Origin of the sequence: Pseudomonas sp. UBA3149, assembly GCF_002364655.1 — a bacterium.
Classification (GTDB): Bacteria; Pseudomonadota; Gammaproteobacteria; order Pseudomonadales; family Pseudomonadaceae; genus Chryseomonas; species Chryseomonas luteola.
The window spans coordinates 210,883-232,681 of the sequence record NZ_DEYV01000026.1; the positions used below are offsets into that span (position 1 = coordinate 210,883).

The 21,799-nt window shown below is 55.5% G+C and carries 17 protein-coding genes; 14 read left to right on the top strand and 3 right to left on the bottom strand.

Translation table 11 applies throughout. The annotated features are described in order from the left end of the window. Positions 1-17: 17 nt before the first annotated feature. A complete protein-coding gene (aceE, locus tag B3729_RS15525) occupies positions 18-2,663 on the bottom strand; it encodes a pyruvate dehydrogenase (acetyl-transferring), homodimeric type (RefSeq protein ID WP_122043458.1) in 2,646 nt (881 codons plus the stop codon). Between the two features lie 232 nt (positions 2,664-2,895). Here aceE and glnE point away from each other — a divergent pair, with 232 nt between their 5' ends. The 14 genes from glnE (at position 2,896) to B3729_RS15595 (ending at position 19,925) form a co-directional block, all read left to right on the top strand. Next, positions 2,896-5,856: a bifunctional [glutamate--ammonia ligase]-adenylyl-L-tyrosine phosphorylase/[glutamate--ammonia-ligase] adenylyltransferase gene (glnE, locus tag B3729_RS15530; protein WP_286788316.1), complete on the top strand. Its 2,961-nt coding sequence runs from the start codon at positions 2,896-2,898 to the stop codon at positions 5,854-5,856. A gap of 22 nt (positions 5,857-5,878) precedes the next feature. After that, positions 5,879-6,802 (top strand): branched-chain amino acid transaminase, encoded by a 924-nt coding sequence (locus B3729_RS15535; RefSeq protein ID WP_010797051.1) that lies wholly within the window; start codon positions 5,879-5,881, stop codon positions 6,800-6,802. A gap of 59 nt (positions 6,803-6,861) precedes the next feature. Continuing rightward, positions 6,862-7,896: a lipopolysaccharide heptosyltransferase II gene (gene waaF / locus B3729_RS15540; RefSeq protein WP_219650782.1), complete on the top strand. Its 1,035-nt coding sequence runs from the start codon at positions 6,862-6,864 to the stop codon at positions 7,894-7,896. Next, complete coding sequence (waaC, locus tag B3729_RS15545; RefSeq protein ID WP_286788317.1) at positions 7,897-8,964, top strand: lipopolysaccharide heptosyltransferase I; 1,068 nt, start codon at positions 7,897-7,899, stop codon at positions 8,962-8,964. It abuts the gene before it with no gap. 73 nt (positions 8,965-9,037) lie between these two features. Beyond that, positions 9,038-10,159 carry a glycosyltransferase family 4 protein gene (locus tag B3729_RS15550; protein WP_286788318.1) on the top strand — a complete coding sequence of 374 codons (1,122 nt, stop codon included), beginning with the start codon at positions 9,038-9,040 and terminating at the stop codon, positions 10,157-10,159. Next, on the top strand, positions 10,156-10,962 hold the full coding sequence (gene rfaP, locus B3729_RS15555; RefSeq protein ID WP_286788319.1) for a lipopolysaccharide core heptose(I) kinase RfaP: 807 nt from the start codon (positions 10,156-10,158) through the stop codon (positions 10,960-10,962). The genes B3729_RS15550 and rfaP overlap by 4 nt, the downstream gene beginning before the upstream one ends. Beyond that, positions 10,962-11,693, top strand: coding sequence for a lipopolysaccharide kinase InaA family protein (locus B3729_RS15560; protein WP_286788320.1), 732 nt, complete (start codon positions 10,962-10,964; stop codon positions 11,691-11,693). The genes rfaP and B3729_RS15560 overlap by 1 nt, the downstream gene beginning before the upstream one ends. After that, a complete protein-coding gene (locus tag B3729_RS15565; RefSeq protein WP_010797057.1) occupies positions 11,690-12,445 on the top strand; it encodes a lipopolysaccharide kinase InaA family protein in 756 nt (251 codons plus the stop codon). Before B3729_RS15560 ends, B3729_RS15565 begins: the two co-directional genes overlap by 4 nt. Further along, positions 12,442-13,893: a lipopolysaccharide kinase InaA family protein gene (locus B3729_RS15570; protein WP_286788321.1), complete on the top strand. Its 1,452-nt coding sequence runs from the start codon at positions 12,442-12,444 to the stop codon at positions 13,891-13,893. The genes B3729_RS15565 and B3729_RS15570 overlap by 4 nt, the downstream gene beginning before the upstream one ends. Positions 13,894-13,897: 4 nt before the next feature. Next, entirely contained in the window at positions 13,898-15,655 is a 1,758-nt protein-coding gene (locus B3729_RS15575; protein ID WP_219650949.1) for a carbamoyltransferase family protein, read from the top strand. Next, positions 15,639-16,790 (top strand): glycosyltransferase, encoded by a 1,152-nt coding sequence (locus B3729_RS15580; protein WP_286788322.1) that lies wholly within the window; start codon positions 15,639-15,641, stop codon positions 16,788-16,790. The genes B3729_RS15575 and B3729_RS15580 overlap by 17 nt, the downstream gene beginning before the upstream one ends. Before the next feature lie 45 nt (positions 16,791-16,835). Continuing rightward, positions 16,836-17,792 (top strand): glycosyltransferase, encoded by a 957-nt coding sequence (locus tag B3729_RS15585; RefSeq protein ID WP_286788323.1) that lies wholly within the window; start codon positions 16,836-16,838, stop codon positions 17,790-17,792. An 85-nt stretch (positions 17,793-17,877) separates the two neighbouring features. Next, positions 17,878-18,957, top strand: coding sequence for a hypothetical protein (locus tag B3729_RS15590; RefSeq protein ID WP_019364016.1), 1,080 nt, complete (start codon positions 17,878-17,880; stop codon positions 18,955-18,957). Positions 18,958-19,025: 68 nt separating this feature from the next. Continuing rightward, on the top strand, positions 19,026-19,925 hold the full coding sequence (locus B3729_RS15595; RefSeq protein ID WP_019364017.1) for a glycosyltransferase family 2 protein: 900 nt from the start codon (positions 19,026-19,028) through the stop codon (positions 19,923-19,925). Here the strand turns inward: B3729_RS15595 and B3729_RS15600 are convergent. Together B3729_RS15600 and B3729_RS15605 are read right to left on the bottom strand one after the other, a co-directional pair. Then, positions 19,922-21,133: an O-antigen ligase family protein gene (locus B3729_RS15600; protein ID WP_181123596.1), complete on the bottom strand. Its 1,212-nt coding sequence runs from the start codon at positions 21,131-21,133 to the stop codon at positions 19,922-19,924. The two genes, B3729_RS15595 and B3729_RS15600, sit on opposite strands and share 4 nt — an antisense overlap. Next, positions 21,130-21,789 (bottom strand): lipopolysaccharide kinase InaA family protein, encoded by a 660-nt coding sequence (locus tag B3729_RS15605; RefSeq protein WP_286788324.1) that lies wholly within the window; start codon positions 21,787-21,789, stop codon positions 21,130-21,132. Before B3729_RS15605 ends, B3729_RS15600 begins: the two co-directional genes overlap by 4 nt. Positions 21,790-21,799 lie beyond the last annotated feature (10 nt).

Genomic DNA, 21,799 nt, shown 5'->3' on the forward strand with positions numbered 1-21,799 from the left:
CCTTTTCACCGTCGGCATCAGCAATCAAGCGGGTTGCGCTTGAGCGGATCGATACCGAACTTGGTGATGGCATCCGCTACGACCTGACGCTCGATAGCGCCACGATCGGCCAAGGCTTGCAGAGCAGCCAGGGCGACCCAGTGGCGATCCACTTCGAAGAAGTGACGCAGTTTCTTGCGCGAGTCGCTGCGGCCGAAACCGTCAGTGCCCAGCACCTGGTATTCCTTGGATGGAACCCACTGGCGAACCTGGTCGGCGAACAGCTTCATGTAGTCGGTAGAGGCAATGACCGGGCCTTCACGACCTTCCAGGCACTGCTGGATATAGGCCTTGCGGGGCTCTTCCAGCGGATGCAAGCGGTTCCAGTGGTCAACTGCCAGGCCATCACGGCGCAGCTCGTTGAAGCTGGTGACGCTCCAGATGTCTGCACCGATACCCAGTTCGCGCAGAAGGGCCTTCGCTTCGCGAACTTCGCGCAGGATAGTGCCCGAGCCCAAGAGCTGAACTCGATGCTTGAAGTCACCGGTTTCTTCTTCCAGGAGATACATACCCTTGATGATGCCTTCCTCGGCACCTTCAGGCAGCGCGGGCTGCTGGTAGTTCTCGTTCATGACCGTGATGTAGAAGAACACGTTCTTCTGCTCTTCGGTCATCTGGCGAATGCCTTCGCGAATGATAACCGCCAGCTCGTAGGCATAGGTGGGGTCGTACGTGCGGCAGTTCGGAATGGTTGCTGCCAGGATATGGCTGTGACCGTCTTCGTGCTGCAGACCTTCACCGTTCAGCGTAGTACGACCGGCAGTACCGCCAATCAGGAAGCCACGCACCTGGCTATCACCAGCGGCCCAGGCCAAATCGCCGATACGCTGGAAGCCGAACATCGAATAGTAGATGTAGAACGGCAGCATCGGCTGGTTGTAGGTGCTGTAGGACGTACCGGCTGCAATGAAGGAGCTCATGGCGCCTGCTTCGTTGATGCCTTCTTCGAGGATCTGGCCTTTCTTGTCCTCGCGGTAGAACATCACCTGATCCTTGTCGACAGGCTCGTAGAGCTGACCGACGGAGGAGTAGATGCCAAGCTGACGGAACATGCCTTCCATACCAAAGGTACGGGCTTCGTCCGGAATAATCGGGACGATGCGGCTACCCAGGTCCTTGTCTTTGACCAGTTGGGACAGGATGCGAACGAAGGCCATGGTGGTGGAGATCTCACGATCGCCAGAGCCGTCCAGGATAGCTTTCAACGTTTCCAGCGGTGGTGTCGGAATACTGATGCTGGTAGTGCGACGCTGCGGTACCGAGCCGCCCAGCGCTTCGCGACGCTTACGCAGGTACTTCATTTCCGGGCTGTCTTCGGCAGGACGGAAGAAGGGCAGGTCGGCCAGCTGATCATCGTTCAGCGGAATGTCGAAGCGGTCGCGGAATTTCTTCAGGCTCTCCACATCGATCTTCTTGGTGTTGTGGGCGATGTTCTTCGCTTCACCCGCACCGGTGCCATAACCCTTGATGGTCTTGGCAAGAATGACCGTCGGCTGACCCTTGTGGTTGACCGCCTGATGGTAGGCTGCATACACCTTATACGGATCATGACCGCCGCGGTTGAGCTTCCAGATGTCCTCATCGGACATGTCCTCAACCATCTTCAGCAGCTCAGGGTTGGCGCCGAAGAAGTGCTTACGAACGAACGCGCCGTCCTTAGCCTTGTAGTTCTGGTATTCACCGTCGATGGCTTCATCCATGCGCTGCTGCATGAGGCCGTTTTCGTCACGGGCGAACAGGGGATCCCAGAGGCGACCCCAGATAACCTTGTTCACGTTCCACTGGGCGCCGCGGAAGACGCCTTCCAGTTCCTGGATGATCTTCGCGTTACCACGAACCGGACCGTCCAGACGCTGCAGGTTGCAGTTGATCACGAAGATCAGGTTGTCCAGCTTTTCACGACCTGCCAGAGAGATGGCGCCCAGGGTCTCTGGCTCGTCAGTCTCGCCGTCACCGATAAAGCACCAGACCTTCTGCTTGCCGGCCGGGATGAAGCCGCGGTCTTCCAGGTACTTCATGAAGCGTGCCTGATAGATCGCTGTGATCGGACCCAGACCCATGGATACGGTCGGGAACTGCCAGAAATCGGGCATCAGGTGCGGGTGCGGATAGCTCGACAGACCGTTGCCATCTACTTCCTGGCGGAAGTTGTTCATCTGGTCTTCGGTCAGGCGGCCCTCAAGGAAGGCACGTGCGTAAACGCCAGGAGAAGCGTGGCCCTGGTAATACACCAGGTCGCCGCCATGCTCTTCGGTTGGCGCTTTGAAGAAGTAGTTAAAACCAATGTCGTATAGCGTAGCGGACGAAGCAAAGGTAGAAATATGGCCGCCAAGGTCCGGGTCGCGGAGGTTGGTACGAACCACCATGGCCAACGCATTCCAGCGTACCAGCGAGCGAATCCGCCGCTCCATGAAGAGGTCGCCCGGCATCTGGACTTCTTTGGTAACCGGGATCGTGTTGCGATACGGGGTGGTGATCGCGTAGGGAAGCTGTGTACCTGTCCGAGTGGCCAGCTCACCCATACGGGTCAGCAGATAATGAGCTCGGTCTTCACCTTCGCAGTCTAATACGGACTCCAGGGCGTCCAGCCATTCCTGGGTTTCGACGGGATCAAGGTCTTGCATGGCTTGCTCCAGGGCGGAAAGGCTTCCAGAATCGGTTGCCTCGGTATCGCCGCCATCCTCTTGGGGGCAGCGTGAATTCTTGGATTATGACCGGGTGGTTCCCGGCCGGCGTGTAGTTTTACTACAAAACGGCGGTCGTTTCAGCTGCTCAGGTCAATGTCCGTTATAAAACAACGACAAATTGTCGCACGGTTTGACCTTCTCCTCAGCCGTTGACTCCACAGGATAGACCATGAGCCTGCCTTCTCTCACTGCTATTCCTGATTCACTTGCCGAACCTGTAAGGTGTGCGCAGGCACGCCTCATGGAGGCATTGAACGCACAGCCTGAACGTTTGCAATATTTTTCAGCATGGCCGCCAGCGCGGCGCAGCGACCTGTCACGGGTGATAGCGGCCAGCGAGTTTGTCGCTGAGCAGATTCAGCGCGATCCGGCATTAATGCTGGATCTGGCAGACGAGGGCCTATTCGAGCGATCACTGCCAGCCGGCACTATTCACCAACAACTGACCGACTGTCTAGCCGGATGTTCGGATGAAAACCAACTCGGACAGCGCTTACGCCGCTTTCGGCTGCGGCACCAGGTTCGCATTATCTGGCGCGATCTGACACGTCAGGCCGACCTGCTCGAGACGTGCCGTGACCTGACCGAACTGGCCGATGCCTGTATCGATGAGGCCTACCAGTGGCTGTACAAGGACCAATGCCGTCAATCCGGGGTCCCGACGGGGCATCGGACTGGAGAGCCGCAGCATATGGTTATCTTGGGAATGGGCAAGCTGGGAGCGGGCGAGCTTAACCTTTCGTCCGATATCGATCTCATTTTTGCCTACCCCGAGGGTGGCGAGACAGTAGGGGCGCGTCGTGCACTGGACAATCAACAGTTCTTCATTCGCCTAGGCCAACGGCTTATCAAGGCCCTTGATACGATTACCGTAGATGGCTTTGTCTTCAGGGTTGATATGCGCTTGCGTCCCTATGGCTCGTCAGGCGCGCTGGCGCTGAGCTTTTCGGCCATGGAGCAGTATTACCAGGACCAGGGTCGGGACTGGGAACGTTACGCCATGATCAAGGCGCGCGTTGTGGGAGGCGATCAGCAGGCCGGAGTACAACTGCTCAGCATGTTGCGCCCCTTCGTCTACCGGCGTTACCTGGACTTTTCGGCGATTGAAGCGCTGCGCAACATGAAGCAGCTGATCCAGCAGGAGGTCAGGCGCCGTGAGATGGATGACAACATCAAGCTGGGCGCAGGCGGCATTCGAGAGGTGGAATTTATTGCACAGGCCTATCAGCTGATTCATGGCGGACGGGAGCTAAGCCTGCAGCAGCGCCCATTGCTGGTAATCCTGAGCGTCCTGAAGGATCTGGGCTATCTTCCCGCCGAGGCAGCCGAGGAGATGCGAGAGGCATACTGCTTTCTCCGCTACGTGGAGCATGCGCTACAGGCGATTGGAGACCGACAAACACAGAAATTGCCTGACAGCGAGCTGGATCGTGAGCGGGTAGCTTTCATGATGGGCTTCGATAGCTGGACTGCTTTTTTGAGTCGGCTGACTCACTGGCGCACCCGTATCAACTGGCATTTTCAGCAGGTTATTGCAGACCCGGACGAGGGAGCGGACAGTCAGTCAGAAATTGGGCAGGAATGGCTACCCCTCTGGGAAGGCAGTCTTGAGGATGCAGCAGCTATCCAGCAGTTGAAGGAGGCAGGCTTGAGCAGTTCCGAGTCAGCTTGGTCACGGTTGTGTGCGCTACGAAGCAGCAGTCAGGTTCGGACCATGCAGAGAATGGGGCGAGAACGGTTGGATGCCTTTATGCCTCGGCTGTTGACTCAGATTGTTTCTCATGACGAGCCCGACCAAGCCCTGGATCGCGTTCTACCATTGATCGAGGCCGTCGCCAGACGCTCGGCATACTTAGTGCTGCTCACCGAAAACCCCGGAGCACTGGAGCGTCTGCTCCAGCTCTGCAGTGCAAGTGTGTGGATTGCAGAGCAAATCACGCGTTTCCCCGCCTTGCTGGATGAGTTGCTTAACGAGGGCCGCTTGTATCGCCCACCTCAAAAGCCTGAGCTGGTCGCTGAGCTGCGGGAGCGGATGGCGCGCATCCCTGAGGATGATCTGGAGCAGCAGATGGAAATGCTCCGGCATTTCAAGCGCGCTCATGGACTGCGAGTGGCAGCGTCCGAGATTGCAGGCACGCTGGCCTTGATGAAGGTCAGTGATTACCTGACCTGGATGGCGGAGGCGATTCTTGATCAAGTGCTTGAGCTGGCCTGGCGACAGATGGTTCAGCGCCATGGCCGTCCGCAACGTGCCGATGGGTCGCCATGTGATCCGGACTTCGTGATCGTAGGCTACGGCAAGGTGGGCGGTATTGAGTTGGGGCACGGTTCTGACCTTGATCTTGTCTTTATTCACGATGGTGATCCGTTAGCCGAGACGGATGGCGGCAAGCCTATCGATGGTGCTCAGTTCTACACGCGTCTCGGACAGCGCATCATCCACTTCCTGACCACATCGACCACCGCCGGAACGCTGTATGAGGTCGACATGCGCCTAAGGCCTTCCGGGGCTGCCGGGCTTCTGGTCAGTACGATCAAGGCATTCGAGCACTACCAGCAGAACGAGGCCTGGACCTGGGAGCACCAGGCATTGGTGCGGGCGCGGGTGCTGGCCGGTTGTCCGGTCGTCACGGCACGGTTCGAGGCTGTACGGGCTGCTGTCCTGAGCCGGCGTCGCGATGAGGCTACACTGCGTCGTGAGGTCGGCGAGATGCGGATGAAGATGCGGGAAAACCTGGGAACCAAGGCTACCTCCGGGGGATCGTCGCCGATTGCCTTCGAGGCGGGCAGGGCATTTGACCTCAAGCAGGATGCAGGCGGTATCGTCGATATTGAATTTATGGTGCAATATGCGGTTCTTGTCTGGTCCTGGCAGCATCCTGATCTGCTGCGCTTCACCGACAATATCCGCATTCTGGAAGAACTGGAGCGGGCTGGATTGATCTCGAGTCCAGATGTCCATCTGTTGCAAGAGGCTTACAAAGCCTACCGTGCTGCCGCACACCGCCAAGCCCTGCAGAAGCAGGCAGGCGTAGTGGACGGCAGCCTCTTCCATGACGAGCGACACGGCGTCATGCGGATCTGGAAGTCGCTTGCGCTCGACCCACTCGCTGCGCAGCAGTACGAATAGAATTCTTGAGGAGCTGCAAATTATGTCGATGTCCGATCGTGACGGTGTGATCTGGTATGACGGTGAAATGGTGCCGTGGCGCGATGCGACCACCCATGTTCTGACCCATACGCTGCATTATGGAATGGGTGTGTTCGAAGGCGTTCGCGCTTACAACACCCCTCAGGGCACAGCAATCTTCCGTCTACAGGCGCACACGGATCGTCTGTTCGACTCCGCCCACATCATGGGCATGAAGATGCCTTTCACCAAAGACGAGATCAACGAAGCGCACCGCGCGGTGATTCGTGATAACAACCTTGAAAGCGCCTATCTGCGTCCGATGGTGTTCTACGGATCGGAAGGCATGGGACTGCGTGCGACCGGTCTGAAGGTGCATGTGATCGTGGCCGCCTGGCACTGGGGCGCCTACATGGGGGAGGAGGCGCTGGAACAGGGCATCAAGGTACGTACCAGCTCCTATACCCGTCACCACGTGAACATCTCCATGACCCGCGCAAAGGCCAACGGACACTACATCAACTCGATGCTGGCACTGCAGGAAGCCATTTCCGGCGGTGCAGACGAGGCCCTGCTGCTGGATCCGGAAGGTTATGTGGCTGAAGGCTCCGGTGAGAATATCTTCATCATCAAGGACAATGTCATCTACACGCCTGAAGTAACGGCATGCCTCAACGGCATCACCCGTAACACCGTGCTGACACTGGCCAAGGAGCATGGCTACGCATTGGTTGAAAAGCGTATTACGCGTGACGAAGTCTATATTGCGGATGAAGCATTCTTTACTGGTACTGCCGCTGAAGTGACCCCCATCCGTGAAGTCGATGGACGCACCATCGGAGCCGGCCGCCGTGGTCCGGTGACCGAAACGCTGCAAAAGGCCTACTTCGATCTGGTCACCGGCAAGACTGATAGCCATGCCGAGTGGCGTACCGCAGTGAAATAAGCCGCACGTACAAGGCTCATGGTAGATACTATGAGCCTTGTACGTTGTAGCGTGAGCCTATGAGAATTCTGATAATCGGTCCTTCCTGGGTCGGCGACATGGTGATGGCGCAGACGCTGTTCAAGAGTCTGCAGGCGCTTCATCCCGGTTGTGCCATTGATGTGCTGGCGCCTGATTGGAGCCGTCCTCTGCTTGAGCGGATGCCCGAAGTACGCTCGGCGCTGAGTTTTCCGCTTGGGCATGGTGCTTTTGAGCTGGCAACGCGTCGGCGTATCGGTCGTAGTCTGCGCGGTCAGTACGATCAGGCCATTCTGCTGCCAAATTCGCTCAAGTCGGCCCTGGTTCCCTATTTTGCGGGCATTCCCAAGCGCACCGGCTGGCGCGGCGAGATGCGTTTCGGCCTGCTCAATGACATACGAACACTCGATAAGGCGCGCTACCCGCTGATGATTGAGCGCTTTATCGCACTGGCCTATCCGCCTGGGGCTGAGTTGCCCAAGCCTTATCCACGTCCCCAACTGCGAATCGAGTCTGCCAGCCGCGACGCGGCACTTGGCAAGTTTGGCCTGGAGCTGGACAGGCCGGTGTTGGCATTATGCCCAGGCGCCGAGTTTGGTGAATCCAAGCGTTGGCCTGCAGCCCACTACGCCGAAGTGGCCAATGTAAAGATCAGGGCAGGGTGGCAGGTCTGGCTGTTCGGCTCGCAAAAGGATAATGCGGGCTGCGAGGAAATCCGTGAGCGTTTGATTCCAGGCCTGCGCGAAGAGGTCACGAACCTGGCGGGTCAGACGGCACTGGCCGAGGCTATCGACCTTATGTCCTGCGCGTCGGCAGTAGTCAGCAACGATTCTGGCCTCATGCATGTCGCCGCCGCACTGGATCGCCCGTTGGTTGCGGTCTATGGATCGACGTCCCCAGGCTTTACGCCACCTCTGGCCGAAGAGGTTGAGGTCGTACGGTTGGGTATTGAGTGCAGCCCGTGTTTTGATCGGACCTGTCGATTCGGACACTACAACTGCATGCGTCTTCTGGAGCCTGCTGCTGTGCTACGTGCACTGGATCAACTGGTTGCTGATCCGGTCGAGGTGGAATAAGTGCGGGTGCTTTTGATCAAGACATCGTCATTGGGCGATGTGATTCATACGTTGCCAGCCCTGACGGATGCCAGTCGTGCGTTTCCGGGAATCCGCTTCGACTGGGTTGTTGAAGAAGGCTTTGCCGAGATTCCATCCTGGCACCCAGCGGTGTCTCAAGTCATTCCTGTAGCGATTCGCCGGTGGCGTAAAAACCTCTTCAAGACGCTGAAAAGCGGAGAGTGGTCGCGCTTCAAGGAGCGTCTGCGAGATACTCACTACGATGTGGTGATCGATGCCCAGGGGCTTTTGAAAAGTGCATGGTTGACTCGGTACGTCAAGGCGCCGGTAGTAGGGCTTTCGCGCGAGTCGATCCGCGAGCCACTGGCAAGCCGGTTTTATGACCGAACCTGCCAGGTTGCTTGGGGACAGCATGCTGTCGAACGACTTAGGCAACTGTTTGCTCAGGCCCTGAGCTATCCCTTGCCAGAATCTACTGGCGATTACGGATTGGATCGCACACGTCTTGCCGAGCCCCAGGCAAGCGGACCTTATGTATTGTTTCTGCATGGTACGACCTGGGCGACCAAGCACTGGCCGGAGCGCTATTGGCGCGAGCTGGCTGAAGCGGCCCGGCAGCTTGGGGTGCTGGTGCGCTTACCATGGGGCAATGACCCCGAGCGCGAAAGAGCAGAACGTATCGCTTCAGGACTTGAACATGTGTCGGTTCTCCCCAAGATGTCATTGGCTGGGGTGTCCCGCGTACTGGCTGGCGCCAGCGCCTGCGTGGCAGTTGATACAGGCCTGGGGCATCTGGCGGCTGCGCTGGATGTGCCGACATTGTCATTGTTCGGGCCGACCGATGCCAGACTGACAGGTGCTTATGGCCGTTCCCAGGTACATCTCACCAGCGATTGGGTCTGTGCGCCCTGTCTGCAGAAGCAGTGTACCTACGCTCCCTCTGAGGAGGACCGGAGACTGTTTGATGTTTCCCAAGAGCAGCCCTTGTGCTTCTCGCGTGTCAATCCGGCACGGGTTTTCGCCTCACTGGAAGCGATGCTGTCCAGCAAAGGACAGCGTTTGTGCTGAGTTATCATGGTTCGACAGGTTTGAACGTCATCACCTGCTACGGTGATCCGCTATTTTTTATGGGCATATGCTGATGCGTCTGGCTTTTGTTCTCTACAAGTACTTTCCCTTCGGGGGGCTACAGCGTGACTTCATGCGTATTGCCCAGGAGTGCCAGCGTCGTGGTCACTCTATTCGTGTCTATACGCTGATCTGGGAAGGCCCAGTACCTGAAGGATTCGACGTGCGCGTTGGATCAGCCAAGGCGTTGTTCAATCACAAACGCAACGAAAAGTTTACGGCCTGGTTCCAGCGCGATCTGGCTAGTGATCCAGTGGATCGCATTGTTGGCTTCAACAAGATGCCTGGCCTGGACGTGTATTACGCGGCTGATCCCTGCTTTGAAGAAAAGGCGCAGACACTGCGTAACCCCCTGTACCGAAAGTGGAGCCGCTATCGTCATTTTGCCGAGTACGAGCGGGCCGTGTTTGAGCCCGAGTCCAAGACCCAGGTCTTGATGATCTCGGAGGTCCAGCAGCCGTTCTTCGTCAAGCACTACGGGACGCCGGCCGAGCGTTTTCATCTGCTTCCGCCTGGTATAGCAGCAGACCGCCGCGCACCGGCCAATGCCGAAGAAATACGCAAGGCGTTTCGCCAGGAGTTCGGTCTGGACGATACGTCACTGCTGGTTGTGCAGATCGGTTCGGGCTTTAAGACCAAGGGGCTGGATCGCTCTCTGCGAGCAGTCGCTTCGCTCCCCAAGGCACTCAAGAAACGGGTGCGCCTGATTGTTATCGGGCAGGACGATCCCAAGCCGTTTCTGTTGCAGACCAAGGCGCTTGGCATTTCCGATCAAGTGGATATCCTCAAGGGACGGAGCGATATCCCGCGTTTTCTTCTTGGGGCGGATCTGTTGATTCACCCAGCTTATAACGAGAACACGGGAACGGTACTGCTGGAGGCTTTGGTGGCCGGTTTGCCTGTGCTGGTGACCGATGTCTGTGGCTATGCTCATTACATCACGGACGCCGACTGCGGCCGGGTAGTGCCTAGCCCATTTGAGCAGGAGCAGCTCAATACCCTGTTGGCCGACATGCTCAGCGATGATTCGCAGCGCACTGCATGGTCCCGTAATGCCCTCGCTTATGCCGAGACTGCCGATCTGTACAGCATGCCCGAGCGGGCGGCTGATGTGATTCTGGAGCCGCGCTTGTGAAGCTTGTGCTTGAAGAGCCTTTTCGCTCCCTGTGGGCGGGTCGCGATGCCTTTGAAGCGGTAGAAGCGCTTCAGGGAGAAGTTTTTCGGGAGTTGGAAGGGCGACGGACCCTGCGTACCGAAGTCAATGGCAAGGGGTATTTCGTCAAAATCCATCGAGGGATCGGATGGGGCGAGATTGCCAAAAACCTCTTACAGCTGAAACAGCCGGTACTGGGTGCAGGCCAGGAGTGGCAGGCTTTGCAACGTCTGCATGAGGCTGGTGTGCCTACCATGAACGCCGTGGCTTTTGGTGAGCGAGGCAGTAACCCGGCCGAGCAGCACTCTTTCATTATCACGGAGGAATTGGCACCTACCGTCAGCCTGGAAGACTACACGCTGGCTTGGCCCGTTCAGCCTCCCAAGGCGAGTACCAAATGGGCTCTGATCGATGAGGTGGCCAGGATGACAGGCACGATGCACCGTGCAGGGGTCAACCATCGAGACTGCTACATCTGTCACTTTCTATTGCATACCGATCGGCCCGTTGAGCCGGGTACATTGAGGCTGTCACTCATCGACCTGCATCGCGCTCATACGCGAGACCAAGTGCCCAGACGCTGGCGCGACAAGGACCTGGCTGGTCTGTATTTCTCTGCACTGGGTATCGGGCTGACTCAGCGGGATTTCCTGAGGTTTCTTCGTGTGTATTTTCAGCGGCCATTGCGGCAGATTCTGCGAGAAGAGGCCGCGCTCCTGCAGCGATTGCAGCGCAAGGCCGAACGGCTCTACGAACGCAAGCAGCGTTACGGAGACAGGCTCTGATGGCCCAGTGGCGTATTGATCCCTCTGTGGAGCATATAGCGGAGTTTGCCAGCCTTGAGCGGGTATTCACCTTGCAAGGCGAGCATTTGACCAATGACCCTCTGTCTGAAGTGATACGTGTCACTTATGAGGGGATTCGCTATTACGTCAAGCGCTACACCGGAGCAGGAAAGGGCCTGCGCCGGTATATGGGACGTCCACGCGTCAAGTCTGAATGGCAAAATCTCAAACGCTTTGACAAGTGGGGCATTCCGACAGCGCCTGTTGTGGCCTGGGGACTTGAGCGCTCGGGCGGGCAGTTTACCCGCGGCGCCATGATAACCCGTGAAATTCCCCAGACCGATGACCTAGCTGTCATGGCCCACCACGATGATCCGCGCTTGAGTGATCCGGCCTGGGTCGATCAGTTGAGTCTGCAGTTGGCACGCGCTACCCGCACCATGCATGACCATCACTTCGCTCATAATGATTTGAAGTGGCGCAATCTGCTGGTTGATCAAGCCGGTACGCTGTACCTCATCGATTGTCCGGCAGGGGCCTTCTGGTTTGGTTCCTGGCTCAGGCGACGCATCATCAAGGATTTGGCCTGCCTGGATAAGGTCGCTAAATACAAGCTTTCACGTACGCAGCGGCTGCGATTCTACTTGCGTTACAAGGGGCGGCAGCGGCTAAGAGACTCCGACAAGGAGCGAATCGTACATGTATTGAATTACTTCAAGGGGCGCGAATGAGCGATTTCCTGTCTGCCAAAGATGCCGCCATACTAGAGCGGCACGGGCTCTCAACGTTCGAAGCGCTCTGGTCGCTTCAGCTGGAGGCGGTCGACGAGCCTAACGCCAGGCGTGGCGGCTGGAGCACCGTCTACCGGCTCGATCTCGACGAGGCGTCCTATTTCCTCAAGCGTCAAAGCAATTACCTGACGCATGACCTGCTTCACCCCCTGGGAGAGCCCACCTTTGCTCGGGAGTTTCGTAACATCCAGCGTTACAGCACGCTCGGTATTCCGGCACTGGAAGCTTCGTTCTTTGGCGAGCGCAAGGTAGGGAATGAACGGCAGGCCATTCTGCTGACGCGAGCATTGGATGGATGGCGGGATCTGGATAGCTGGCTGGCCGAATGGCCAGAGCTACCCGAGCGGACACGCCATACGCTCCTGGCGGCTATAGGCGTACTTGCCAGAACCCTGCATGCAGCGGGGCGTATTCATGGCTGTTTTTATCCCAAGCACATCTTTCTTCAGGAGCAGGAAAGCGGGTTTCTAACGCGCCTAATTGACCTTGAAAAAACACGCCTGTTGCTATTAGGGCGTAAGGACAGGGTTAAGGACCTGGAGCCGTTACTAAGGCGCGCACCGGTCTGGAGCGAGGCGGAAGTCCGGCTGTTCCTGGCGGCTTATCTACAGATGGCGCCTGATAGCCGTGAAGTCGATACTTGGTTACGCAAGCTCAGCGTGCGTCGTCGCAGCAAGGAAACGCGTCCATGAAACTGGATGAGCTAGCCCGGTCTGGGCGAGCCCCAGCGCTGCCTGTTCAGATTGAATTGCCTGAGGGCTCGCTGACTCTGATATCACTCCTGCGCGTGTTACCTGGACAACGCTATGTAGGTGAGGCTCGGTGGCAGGGCCGCTCGGTGCTGGCCAAGCTGTTTGTAGGCGCTCGCTCGGAGCGACACTATACACGTGAGCGTGAAGGTTGCCGTTTACTGATCGACAACCAGCTGACAACGCCGGCTGTTGTGGCTGAAGGCTTCGAGGCCGACAAGGGCGGCTGGTTGCTGTTTGAGTTTCTGGAGAACGCAGTGAGCCTGGATGCCTTATGGCGAAGAGTTGATCAGGAACCTCCTCTTTCTGACAGTCAGCAGGACGTCTTGGGGATGTCGCTGGCTGCCATTGGCGAGTTACATGCCAAGGGTCTCTGGCAGGACGACTTGCATCTGGACAACCTTCTTCAACAGGACGGGAACATCTACGTTATAGATGGGGCTGACATCCACGCCGAGTCCCAGGGAAAGCCCCTCTCTCAAAAGCAGGTTATGCAAAACCTAGGCGTCTTTTTCGGACAGCTGCCTGCCCGGTTTGACGCCTATATCGAAGAGTTGCTGGTGCATTACCTGCTGGTGAATGGCGAGCATGCCCTGAGACCGGAAGCGATCCAGCAGGAAGCGGTCCGTATTCGCACGTGGCGCCTAAAAGACTTTCTGGAAAAAGCCGGACGAGATTGCAGCCTGTTCAAAGTGAGCCGATCCAGTGAAGGCATCCTGGCCATGCGCCGGGACAGCGAGGCGGTGGTGGAACCGCTGTTGGCCGATCCAGACCGTTTCATTGCCCAGGGACACCGCTACAAGGATGGCGGCGCCGCCACGGTGGCGCGTGTGGAGCATGCTGGGAATATTTATATTCTGAAGCGCTATAACATCAAGGGCTTTGGGCATTGGTTGACGCGCTTTTGGCGGCCCAGCCGCGCCTGGCATAGCTGGATCCAGGGGAATCGCCTGCGCTTTCTGGGCATCGACACGCCTAAACCCTTAGGCGTAATGGAAAAGCGCTGGCTAGGTTTGCGCCGGCGTGCCTACCTGATTACCGATTATGCGTCAGGGCAGGATATACTGGCGCGCTTTGAGCCGTACCGGGATAGCGCCCCACCTGAGCAAGACTTGGCCGCGCTGGATGTTCTTTTTGAGGGACTGATTCGCGAACGAATCAGTCATGGCGATTTAAAAGGGAATAATGTGCTCTGGAATGGCAATCACTGGTCGTTGATCGACCTGGATGCCATGACTCAGCACACGAGCCAGCAGCAATTTGAGAAAGCCTTTGCACGAGATCGTGAGCGCTTTCTGCGGAACTGGCCCAAGAGCAGTGCCCTGTACCGGCTGCTTGATGAACGCATTCCATCCCTGCCTGGGCGCAGGGATGATTACTCTAGAGGTTGAACCTGTGGCATTGACGATTCTGGGCCTGTCCGGCGCCCTGAGCCATGATCCTTCCGCTGCACTTTATATCGACGGCAAGTTGATCGCGGCGGCTGAAGAAGAGCGCTTCGTGCGTGACAAGCATGCCAAGAACCGCATGCCCTATGAGTCGGCCAAATTCTGCCTGGAGCAGGCCGGTATCAAGCCAAAGGATGTGGATGTCGTAGCTATTCCATTTGCGCCGATCAGCCTGTTTGGCGAGGCTCGCTGGCATTATGCCAAGCGCTATGCCTATGCTCCTGACCGCGCGCTGGATGCCATTCTCTTTGGTAATCGCCGCTACAAGCGCTACCACAAGCGCATCCAGTGGTGCCTGCAGCAGTTGGGCTTTGATTTGAAAAAAATCAAGATCGAGCCTGTCGAGCATCACCTGGCCCATGCCTCCAGTGCCTACCATTGCTCCGGTTTTACTGAAAAGACCGCCATTCTAGGCATTGATGGCAAGGGTGAGTACGCGACTACCTTTTTTGGCTATGGCGAGAACGGTAGGATCCACAAAATCAAGGAGTTCTATGATCCGGACTCCCTGGGTGGGCTCTACGGTGCGATTACTGAATTCCTCGGCTTTGAAATGCTTGATGGCGAATTCAAGGTCATGGGGATGGCACCCTATGGCGACGCAAGCAAGTATGATTTCTCCAGGCTGGCGAAATTCGAGAACGGCGAGCTGATCATCAATACCGATTACGCTAACGTCATCGGCTTCCGTCGCTATAAAGAAAAGGGCAAGGGCTACTACTTCTCGCCCAAGCTGATCGAGTGGCTTGGCCCGAAGCGGGAAGGGGATATCGCCGATGATCCCTATATTCATTATGCAGCCAGCATGCAAGCGCTCTTCGAAAAGCTGGCGCTGGAGATGATGGATTACTACCTGGGCGATATCATCAAGGAAACCGGCAAGATTGCCTTTGCTGGCGGCTGCGCCTTGAACGTCAAGCTCAACCAGAAGATTATTGCGCGCCCAGAGGTCAAGGAGCTGTTCGTTCAGCCGGCGTCTGGTGATGCAGGAACGGCAGTCGGTGCGGCAGCCTACGTATCGCACCAGCGCGGTGTGCCGGTCGAGAAGATGGAACACGTCTACCTCGGGCCGTCCTATAGTAACGAGGACGTGATTGCCGCCTGTGCCCGTCATCCTAATGCACCCAAGTGGCGCAAGCTCGACGACGTCCCCCAGCGTATCGCTAAAATCATGGTGGACGGCAATCCGGTGGCCTGGTTCCAGGGCCGCATGGAATTCGGCCCGCGTGCGCTGGGCGGCCGTTCCATCATTGGCTGCCCGAGCGTTCCGGGTGTGGCCGATCGTATCAATGAACAGATCAAGTTTCGCGAACGGTGGAGACCTTTCTGCCCTTCGATGCTCGACACCGTGGCACATGAGATGCTCAAAGTCGACCATCCTTCACCCTTCATGACGTTTACCTTTGAGGTCAACGAAGAGTGGAAAAACCGTGTAGGCGAGGTTGTCCATGAGGACGGTACTTCCCGCGCCCAGGTGCTGGAGCGTCGACACAATCCACGCTGGTATGACCTGATGAAGGAGCTGGAAAACCTGACGGGCAACGGCGTTTCGTTGAACACCTCATTGAATCGTCGTGGTGAGCCGATGATCTGCTCACCGACTGATGCGCTCGATATGTTCTACGGATCGGATTTGCAATACCTGATCATGGAAGACATCCTCGTAGTCAAAGACGGTGCGGATGCCTATGACTCGATCAGCTGAACCAAGGGTTTTACAATTTTGCCATGGCTATGATGGTCCCTTTCTGGATTGTGCCCGGCAATACGCAAGCCTGTTCAAGGGAACAGGCTATCGGGTCACGACAGTCTTTCTGACCGGCGCTGCCGATGCCGAGGTTGCCACCCAGTGCGCCTCGGATGAGGTGCTGTTCATGGAGTACAGCTCCAAGGATATTCGTGGATTGAAGCTTGGTGCTATCCGTGCACTGCGAGAGATTGTTCGCTCCAGAGGCATACGGTTCATCATTGCCCATCGCTTCAAGCCGATCTGGATTGCCTGCCTGGCTACCAAACTGCCTGTCATCGGCGTCCATCACGCCTTTGGAGATTACGATCGCTTGGGGCGTAGGCTCTTCGCCAATGCCATGAGCAAACGGCTAAGACTTCTGGCGGTTTCCGATGCCGTTCGTGATGAGCTCCGACAGCGTTTGACCAAATGGCCAGCCGATTACATTGAAACGCTATACAACCGTATCGATGTTGCTGCGATACAGGGCCAGCTACTACATGGTGAGCAGGCGCGAGAGGCTTTGAAGTTGCCTCAGGATGCCTGGATTGTAGGAAATGTGGGACGGCTGCATCCAGATAAGGATCAAGCTACCCTCCTAAAAGGCTTTGCCCAGGCGCTTCCTTCGCTCCCAGCACACGCTCTGCTGGCCATCGTAGGAAAAGGCCGACTGGAGGAAGAGCTCAAGGACCTGGCTCGTGAGCTTGCCATCGCTGATCGTGTAGTATTTTTAGGACAAGTGGCCGATGCGCGATGCTATTTCAAGGCCTTCGATGCGTTTGCCTTGAGCTCTGATCATGAGCCCTTCGGAATGGTGCTGCTGGAGGCCATGGCAGCAGGCGTACCCATTATTGCAACCGCTTGTGGCGGTGCACGTGAAATCATTGATGGCGTTGGTTTGCTATTTCCGCTACGGGATTCCGAAGCGCTGAGTAACGGGTTGATGCACTTGTCCCGTCTAAGCCCAAGTCAGCAGAGTGCATGTGTTCAGCATATGCGGGAGCGGTTGGAGGATCGTTTCAGTGACGAAGCGGGCAGGGCTGCTTTCTGGCGTTTGCCTATGATCAGGCAGCTTTCAAAAGATATAGAACTGGCTGCAATACACTCATGATGTGTTTTCTGTTTATCGCCAACAGTCATTGACCGGCGCTCTCGTATGAAAGTATTGATGCTTGTACAGAAAGAGCAGCGTGTCATCCTGGATGCGCTATACCAGGCTATAGCCGAGCAGTGCGACTGTGATCTACGGTGGTTGGACAGTGAGGAGCAAGCCAACCTCAAGCGCTACTTCCGTGAGCATGTCGATCTGGCGCGCTATGAGCGGGTAGTTCTTTTTCTGCGCTTCAAAAAACAACTCAAGCAGGTCGGGTTTATCCGGACTTTGCCCAACCTTGTCGAACTGGAGCATGACGCCTACCAGAACTATATTCGCTGTAAGTACACCGGCAAGTTCAGCGCGTATTACCGGCGGATGCCCTGGGTCCGGGTACTTTGCTCGGGTGCTGGCGTGACCCAACGCTTGCAACAGGAAAATGTAGATGCTGTCTTTGCTCCCAAAGGCTATGACGCAGCAGGACTCTGGAATATGGGTGTGCCCAGGGACATTGAGCTCGGTTTTGTCGGAAGTCTTAAGAGCGTTGCCTATAGTGGACGTAAACAGCTTTTGGAAGAGCTGGGTAAGGTTGAACCGCTCACCGTTACGCGTACCGAGTCAGGCGATGAATATCGAGAAATGCTGAATCGCATCCGGTTCTTCGTCAGTGCTGATGTAGGTATGGGTGAATACATGATCAAGAACTTCGAAGCCATGGCGTGTGGCTGTGTTCTGTTCGCTTACGATCAGGGGAGCGTAGAAAACAATGCGCTTGGTTTCGTCGACATGCAGAATGTTGTGCTGTATTCATCCCTTGATGAGCTCAGACAAAAGCTTGCCTTGCTTAGACAAAACGCCGAACTTGCCGAGCGTATTGCTCAAGAGGGTCAGGCTCTCGCACAAACCCATTACAGTTTTCAGGCCTTAGGCAGGCATATTGTCAAAGCTTTGGAAGCTCCGTTGCGTGAACGGCAGCCAGCTAACTGGCGCGATCGCTGGCTACCTTGGTTTCAACGCTGAACCGGCGTTCTGCTTCTAGACTTGGTTTCAACGCTGAACCGGCGTTCTGCTTCTAGATTTGCGGGTACAGTAATTGGAGCCCTCTATGTCCTCATTCTTCGAGCCCAACCGCTTGGTATACCTGGCGTTCGGCTCAGAAAACTATCATCAGGAAGCCTTTTTCAGCATCGTCAGTGCATTGTCTCGCCTTGATAAAACGAACCTGTCGAAGCTGGCAATTCATGTATACAGTGATCGTGAATTCATCTATGACGAGCTGCCTGTTACCGTCCATATCATTTCAGCAGAGCAGTTGGCTGAGTGGGCGCGTCCTATCGATTATCACTTCCGTGCCAAACATGTATTGCTGAGACAAGTGCTGGATACAAGCGAGAAAGCCATCTTAATCGATACAGACACCTTTTTTCGGCAATCTCCACAGGCATTGTTTGATCGTGTTGCGCCAGGAGCGTTGCTCTGTAACGCCATCGGTCCCTGCTTTGGCGAGGATCGGTCAGGGTTACTTTACCAGACATTGGCAAGTCCACTGCAGCAGGAGGGGCTGGCCGATGATGACATGCCTATGACCAACTCGGGCGTTATAGGATTATGCCGTTCCGACGCTGACTTGCTGGATCATTCGATTTTTCTAATGGACCATTACCGAGCCCAGTCTCCTAAGGCATACACGCTAGAGGAGTTCATGCTGGCAGTGGCCGCGCGTAAGAAGCAGCTCCGACTGGCTGAGTGTACCGACATCATTCATCACTACTGGAGCCGCAAGCGGCTTTTTCGCGCTAAGGTTTGCGCTTGGTATGCCAAACACAGGAGTGATCCGCTTGGCCAGGCTGCGCTAGCAGATATCGATAATGTCTCGGATAAGTTACCGCGCCCGCCTGGTTTGCAGCGATTGCTCTATAAAATCCGAACCTCATATCTGAAGCCTGAGCAACGGCAGTTTGCACGTGAATTGCTTTACGGCTGCTATCCTTACCCCAATGAATTTGACCGTGCTTGCGGACCTGCTTGGTGGGAAAAGGCATTTGAAAACGCATGTGAGCGCTCTCGAATAGAAGTACCGCAGGACATGCTTTGGAAGTGGCTTGATGAGCCGGCCTTATGCAAGGCTGTTGGCGAAAAAAACCTATCGAAGATCAAAAAGCATCTGAGTAGGGTGAATAAATAAACAATGCGCTTTCTTGGCTTTGAGGGAGGCTCAAGAAACAAGGCGCTTTGAATACGGAGCTATCAGCTATGAGCAGTCAGGAAGGGCTATCAGAGGAAAACTGTCCGTTAGTGACAGTCATTATCGCATCTTACAACCATGCCCCATATATAGAGGCAAGTATTCTTAGCGTCCTCAAGCAGAGCTATCCTCATATTGAGCTCTTGGTGATTGATGACGGCTCTACGGACGATAGTGTTCAAAGAATCTTGAGTCTGCAAAAAGAGTACGGATTCGATTTCAGGCAGCAGCAGAACATCGGACTTAGCCGTACGCTAAACGATGCGATTGAACGGGCTTCTGGTAGCTTGATTGTTCCTTTTGGATCAGATGATATCATGCTGCCTCAGCGCATCGAGCGACAGGTTGCGTACATCAAAGATAAGCCCGAGGTGGGAATCTGTGCCGCTAATATCGACCTGATTGACGCGCAGGGGCAACGCTATCCAGAAAAGCAGCAGAAGCATCGATATTTACCGTTCAGAAGGCTTAATTTCGAAGACCTTTTTTTGGATCTCAAGCCAGGCCCAATGGCTGCTACGCTCATGTTTCGCCGGGAAGCATTATTGAAAGTGGGCTGTTTCGACCCTAGCATCCGTCTTGAAGATCTCTATATCACGCTCAAAATTACGCAGGCGGGATATTACATTGATATTCTGGATGAGGTGCTTGCGCTTTATCGAAAGCATGAAAGCAATACATACAAGAATTTGCCATTCATGGTCGAGAATGTACTGAAAACTTATGAGCGATTCAGTGATCATCCTGCTTATGGGCAGGTTAAAACGCGATTCCTGAATTCCATGTTTCTCAAGGCATCCAACCGAAACAAGCCATTGGCCAGGGCGCTGTTACGAGACATTCCCATTCAGGCCTGGACACGCAAGACGGTGCGTGGCCTTTTGCGGCTGATGGTTCCCACTCACTAGACTTCATTCACTGCCTGAGGCTTTCGGGCAGTAAGGTGATAAATGACGGCTACGTTAAGTAAAGCCAGAGGGATCCATACTAGAAACCAGTGCTCCTTGGGGCGAGAAAGAAAAGAGCTTCCCTCTGTCATACCTGCCGCCAAGCCAAATACTACAAGCGTGCCGGTGATGAGTACGGCAGGCTCACGGCGTAAACGCCAGCCTTGTACCAGCGCAGTTAGATAAAGCACCACCCACAACGCAAGGCCGGTCAGGCCAGTTTGATACATGACGCCAAGGCTCAGGTTATGTGGATCCGCCAACATATGACCTACTTCTGGCAAGTCAATACGCATGGTTGCGTCGAAGCCGTGCCCGAGCCAGAAGTCCTGCTGAATTTGCCGCCAGGCATCAGCCCATATGGCGGGCCGGAAAGAGGCTCCGCGCTGGGTGACTAGGCTTGGGTCAATCAATATCAGTCCAACAAATCCTATAATGACGCTGCCGACGATAAAAAGCGTTCGCCGGTTGGGATGTGCGAAAGTGAGCCAGAGCATACTCATCGCAAGCGCAAACAAGGGAGTCCGCGAGCCCGTACAAAGAATCAACAAAAGTACCACTGCAAGGGCGGGCAGCGTGATCCAGGAGCTTATGCGTATCTTGGAGCACCAAGTGGCCAGCCAGAAGGCTGCGTAGAAGCCATAAATGTGAGTTGTCAGTAGCGGATTATAAAGCGCTCCATAACCTTCAAGACGGCCATGCGCGCCCTCTTTAACATACCAAAGTAATGTCAGTAGGGCGCTAAGCGAAGCCAGTACGGCGCCCAGGAACGTGGTTTTTATCATAAGGTCTGGGTAATGCCTTGCCATCAGGGCTGTGGCGAGAAGCATCATGAGCACATAGAGCGGGTATTTGATCAACGACAGCTCACCGCTGTCGGGAGACCAAGCCAGACTGAGCGACACATAGAGTGCAAAAAGCACATACGCCCGTAGCAATGGACTTTGGAATAGTTGACGCAACTGAGAGGGAGTCAACGAAACGGCTACCAATGTCGGGAAAGCCAGAAAAACATAGAACAACTTGTGATAAAGCGAGCGATCGCCAATCCAGAACATGCCTGTCAAAAGTGCTAGCCAGCCCACGGGTAGTACGAAGCGGACAATCCAGAGAGAAAGTTTCTCAGTACGAGGTGGTGGCGCTACGGTTCCTGATACATGAGAAGTCACTGAAAGAACCCTCTGGGCAGGTTTAACTGATGTCTGAGGGTCTTGCGTGTAAAGGCGATAGATGAATGAGTTAGATAGGCATTGAAAAAGGCTCGGCCATCATCAGTCATCAACCAAATTCTGTCGTTTTCATAACGCAACAGATGATTGAAATTGCGTAGTCGCAGACGCTGTGACAATGGGCGTGACTGGCAGCGCAGGTCTGCTATATCAATCAGGCCCAATTCATATGCTGGCGTCTGAACAATGTTGCCTAGGTGGAGCGAGCGGAAATAAACACCTTGCTCATGTAACAAGGCTACAAAGCGACCCAGTTCGGTTTTGAGCTTTTCTGGCTCATCATTATTGAATAGCTGTCGGATCGTTTGTCCAGGTAATGGTGAATAGTGAACGATATCCCGCTCGATCGCGGCGACGCGATATACCTCGATAATGGTAGGCGTTTGAATATGACGTCGCTGCAACTGGCTGGCATTGTCTGCAAACCGTTGTGCGTAGGGATAAAACGCAGCTGAAGTCAGTAACCGCTTGCGCCTGAATAGCTTAAGGAAGCTGCCATCGGTCAATTGCAACACCTTGTCACCGTACTGGTCCGCTTCTATGACGTGCGCCGCCTCGCGGAGTTTCAGGTAGTCTATTTTTTCAAGCTGTTGCATGTTGCTTCCG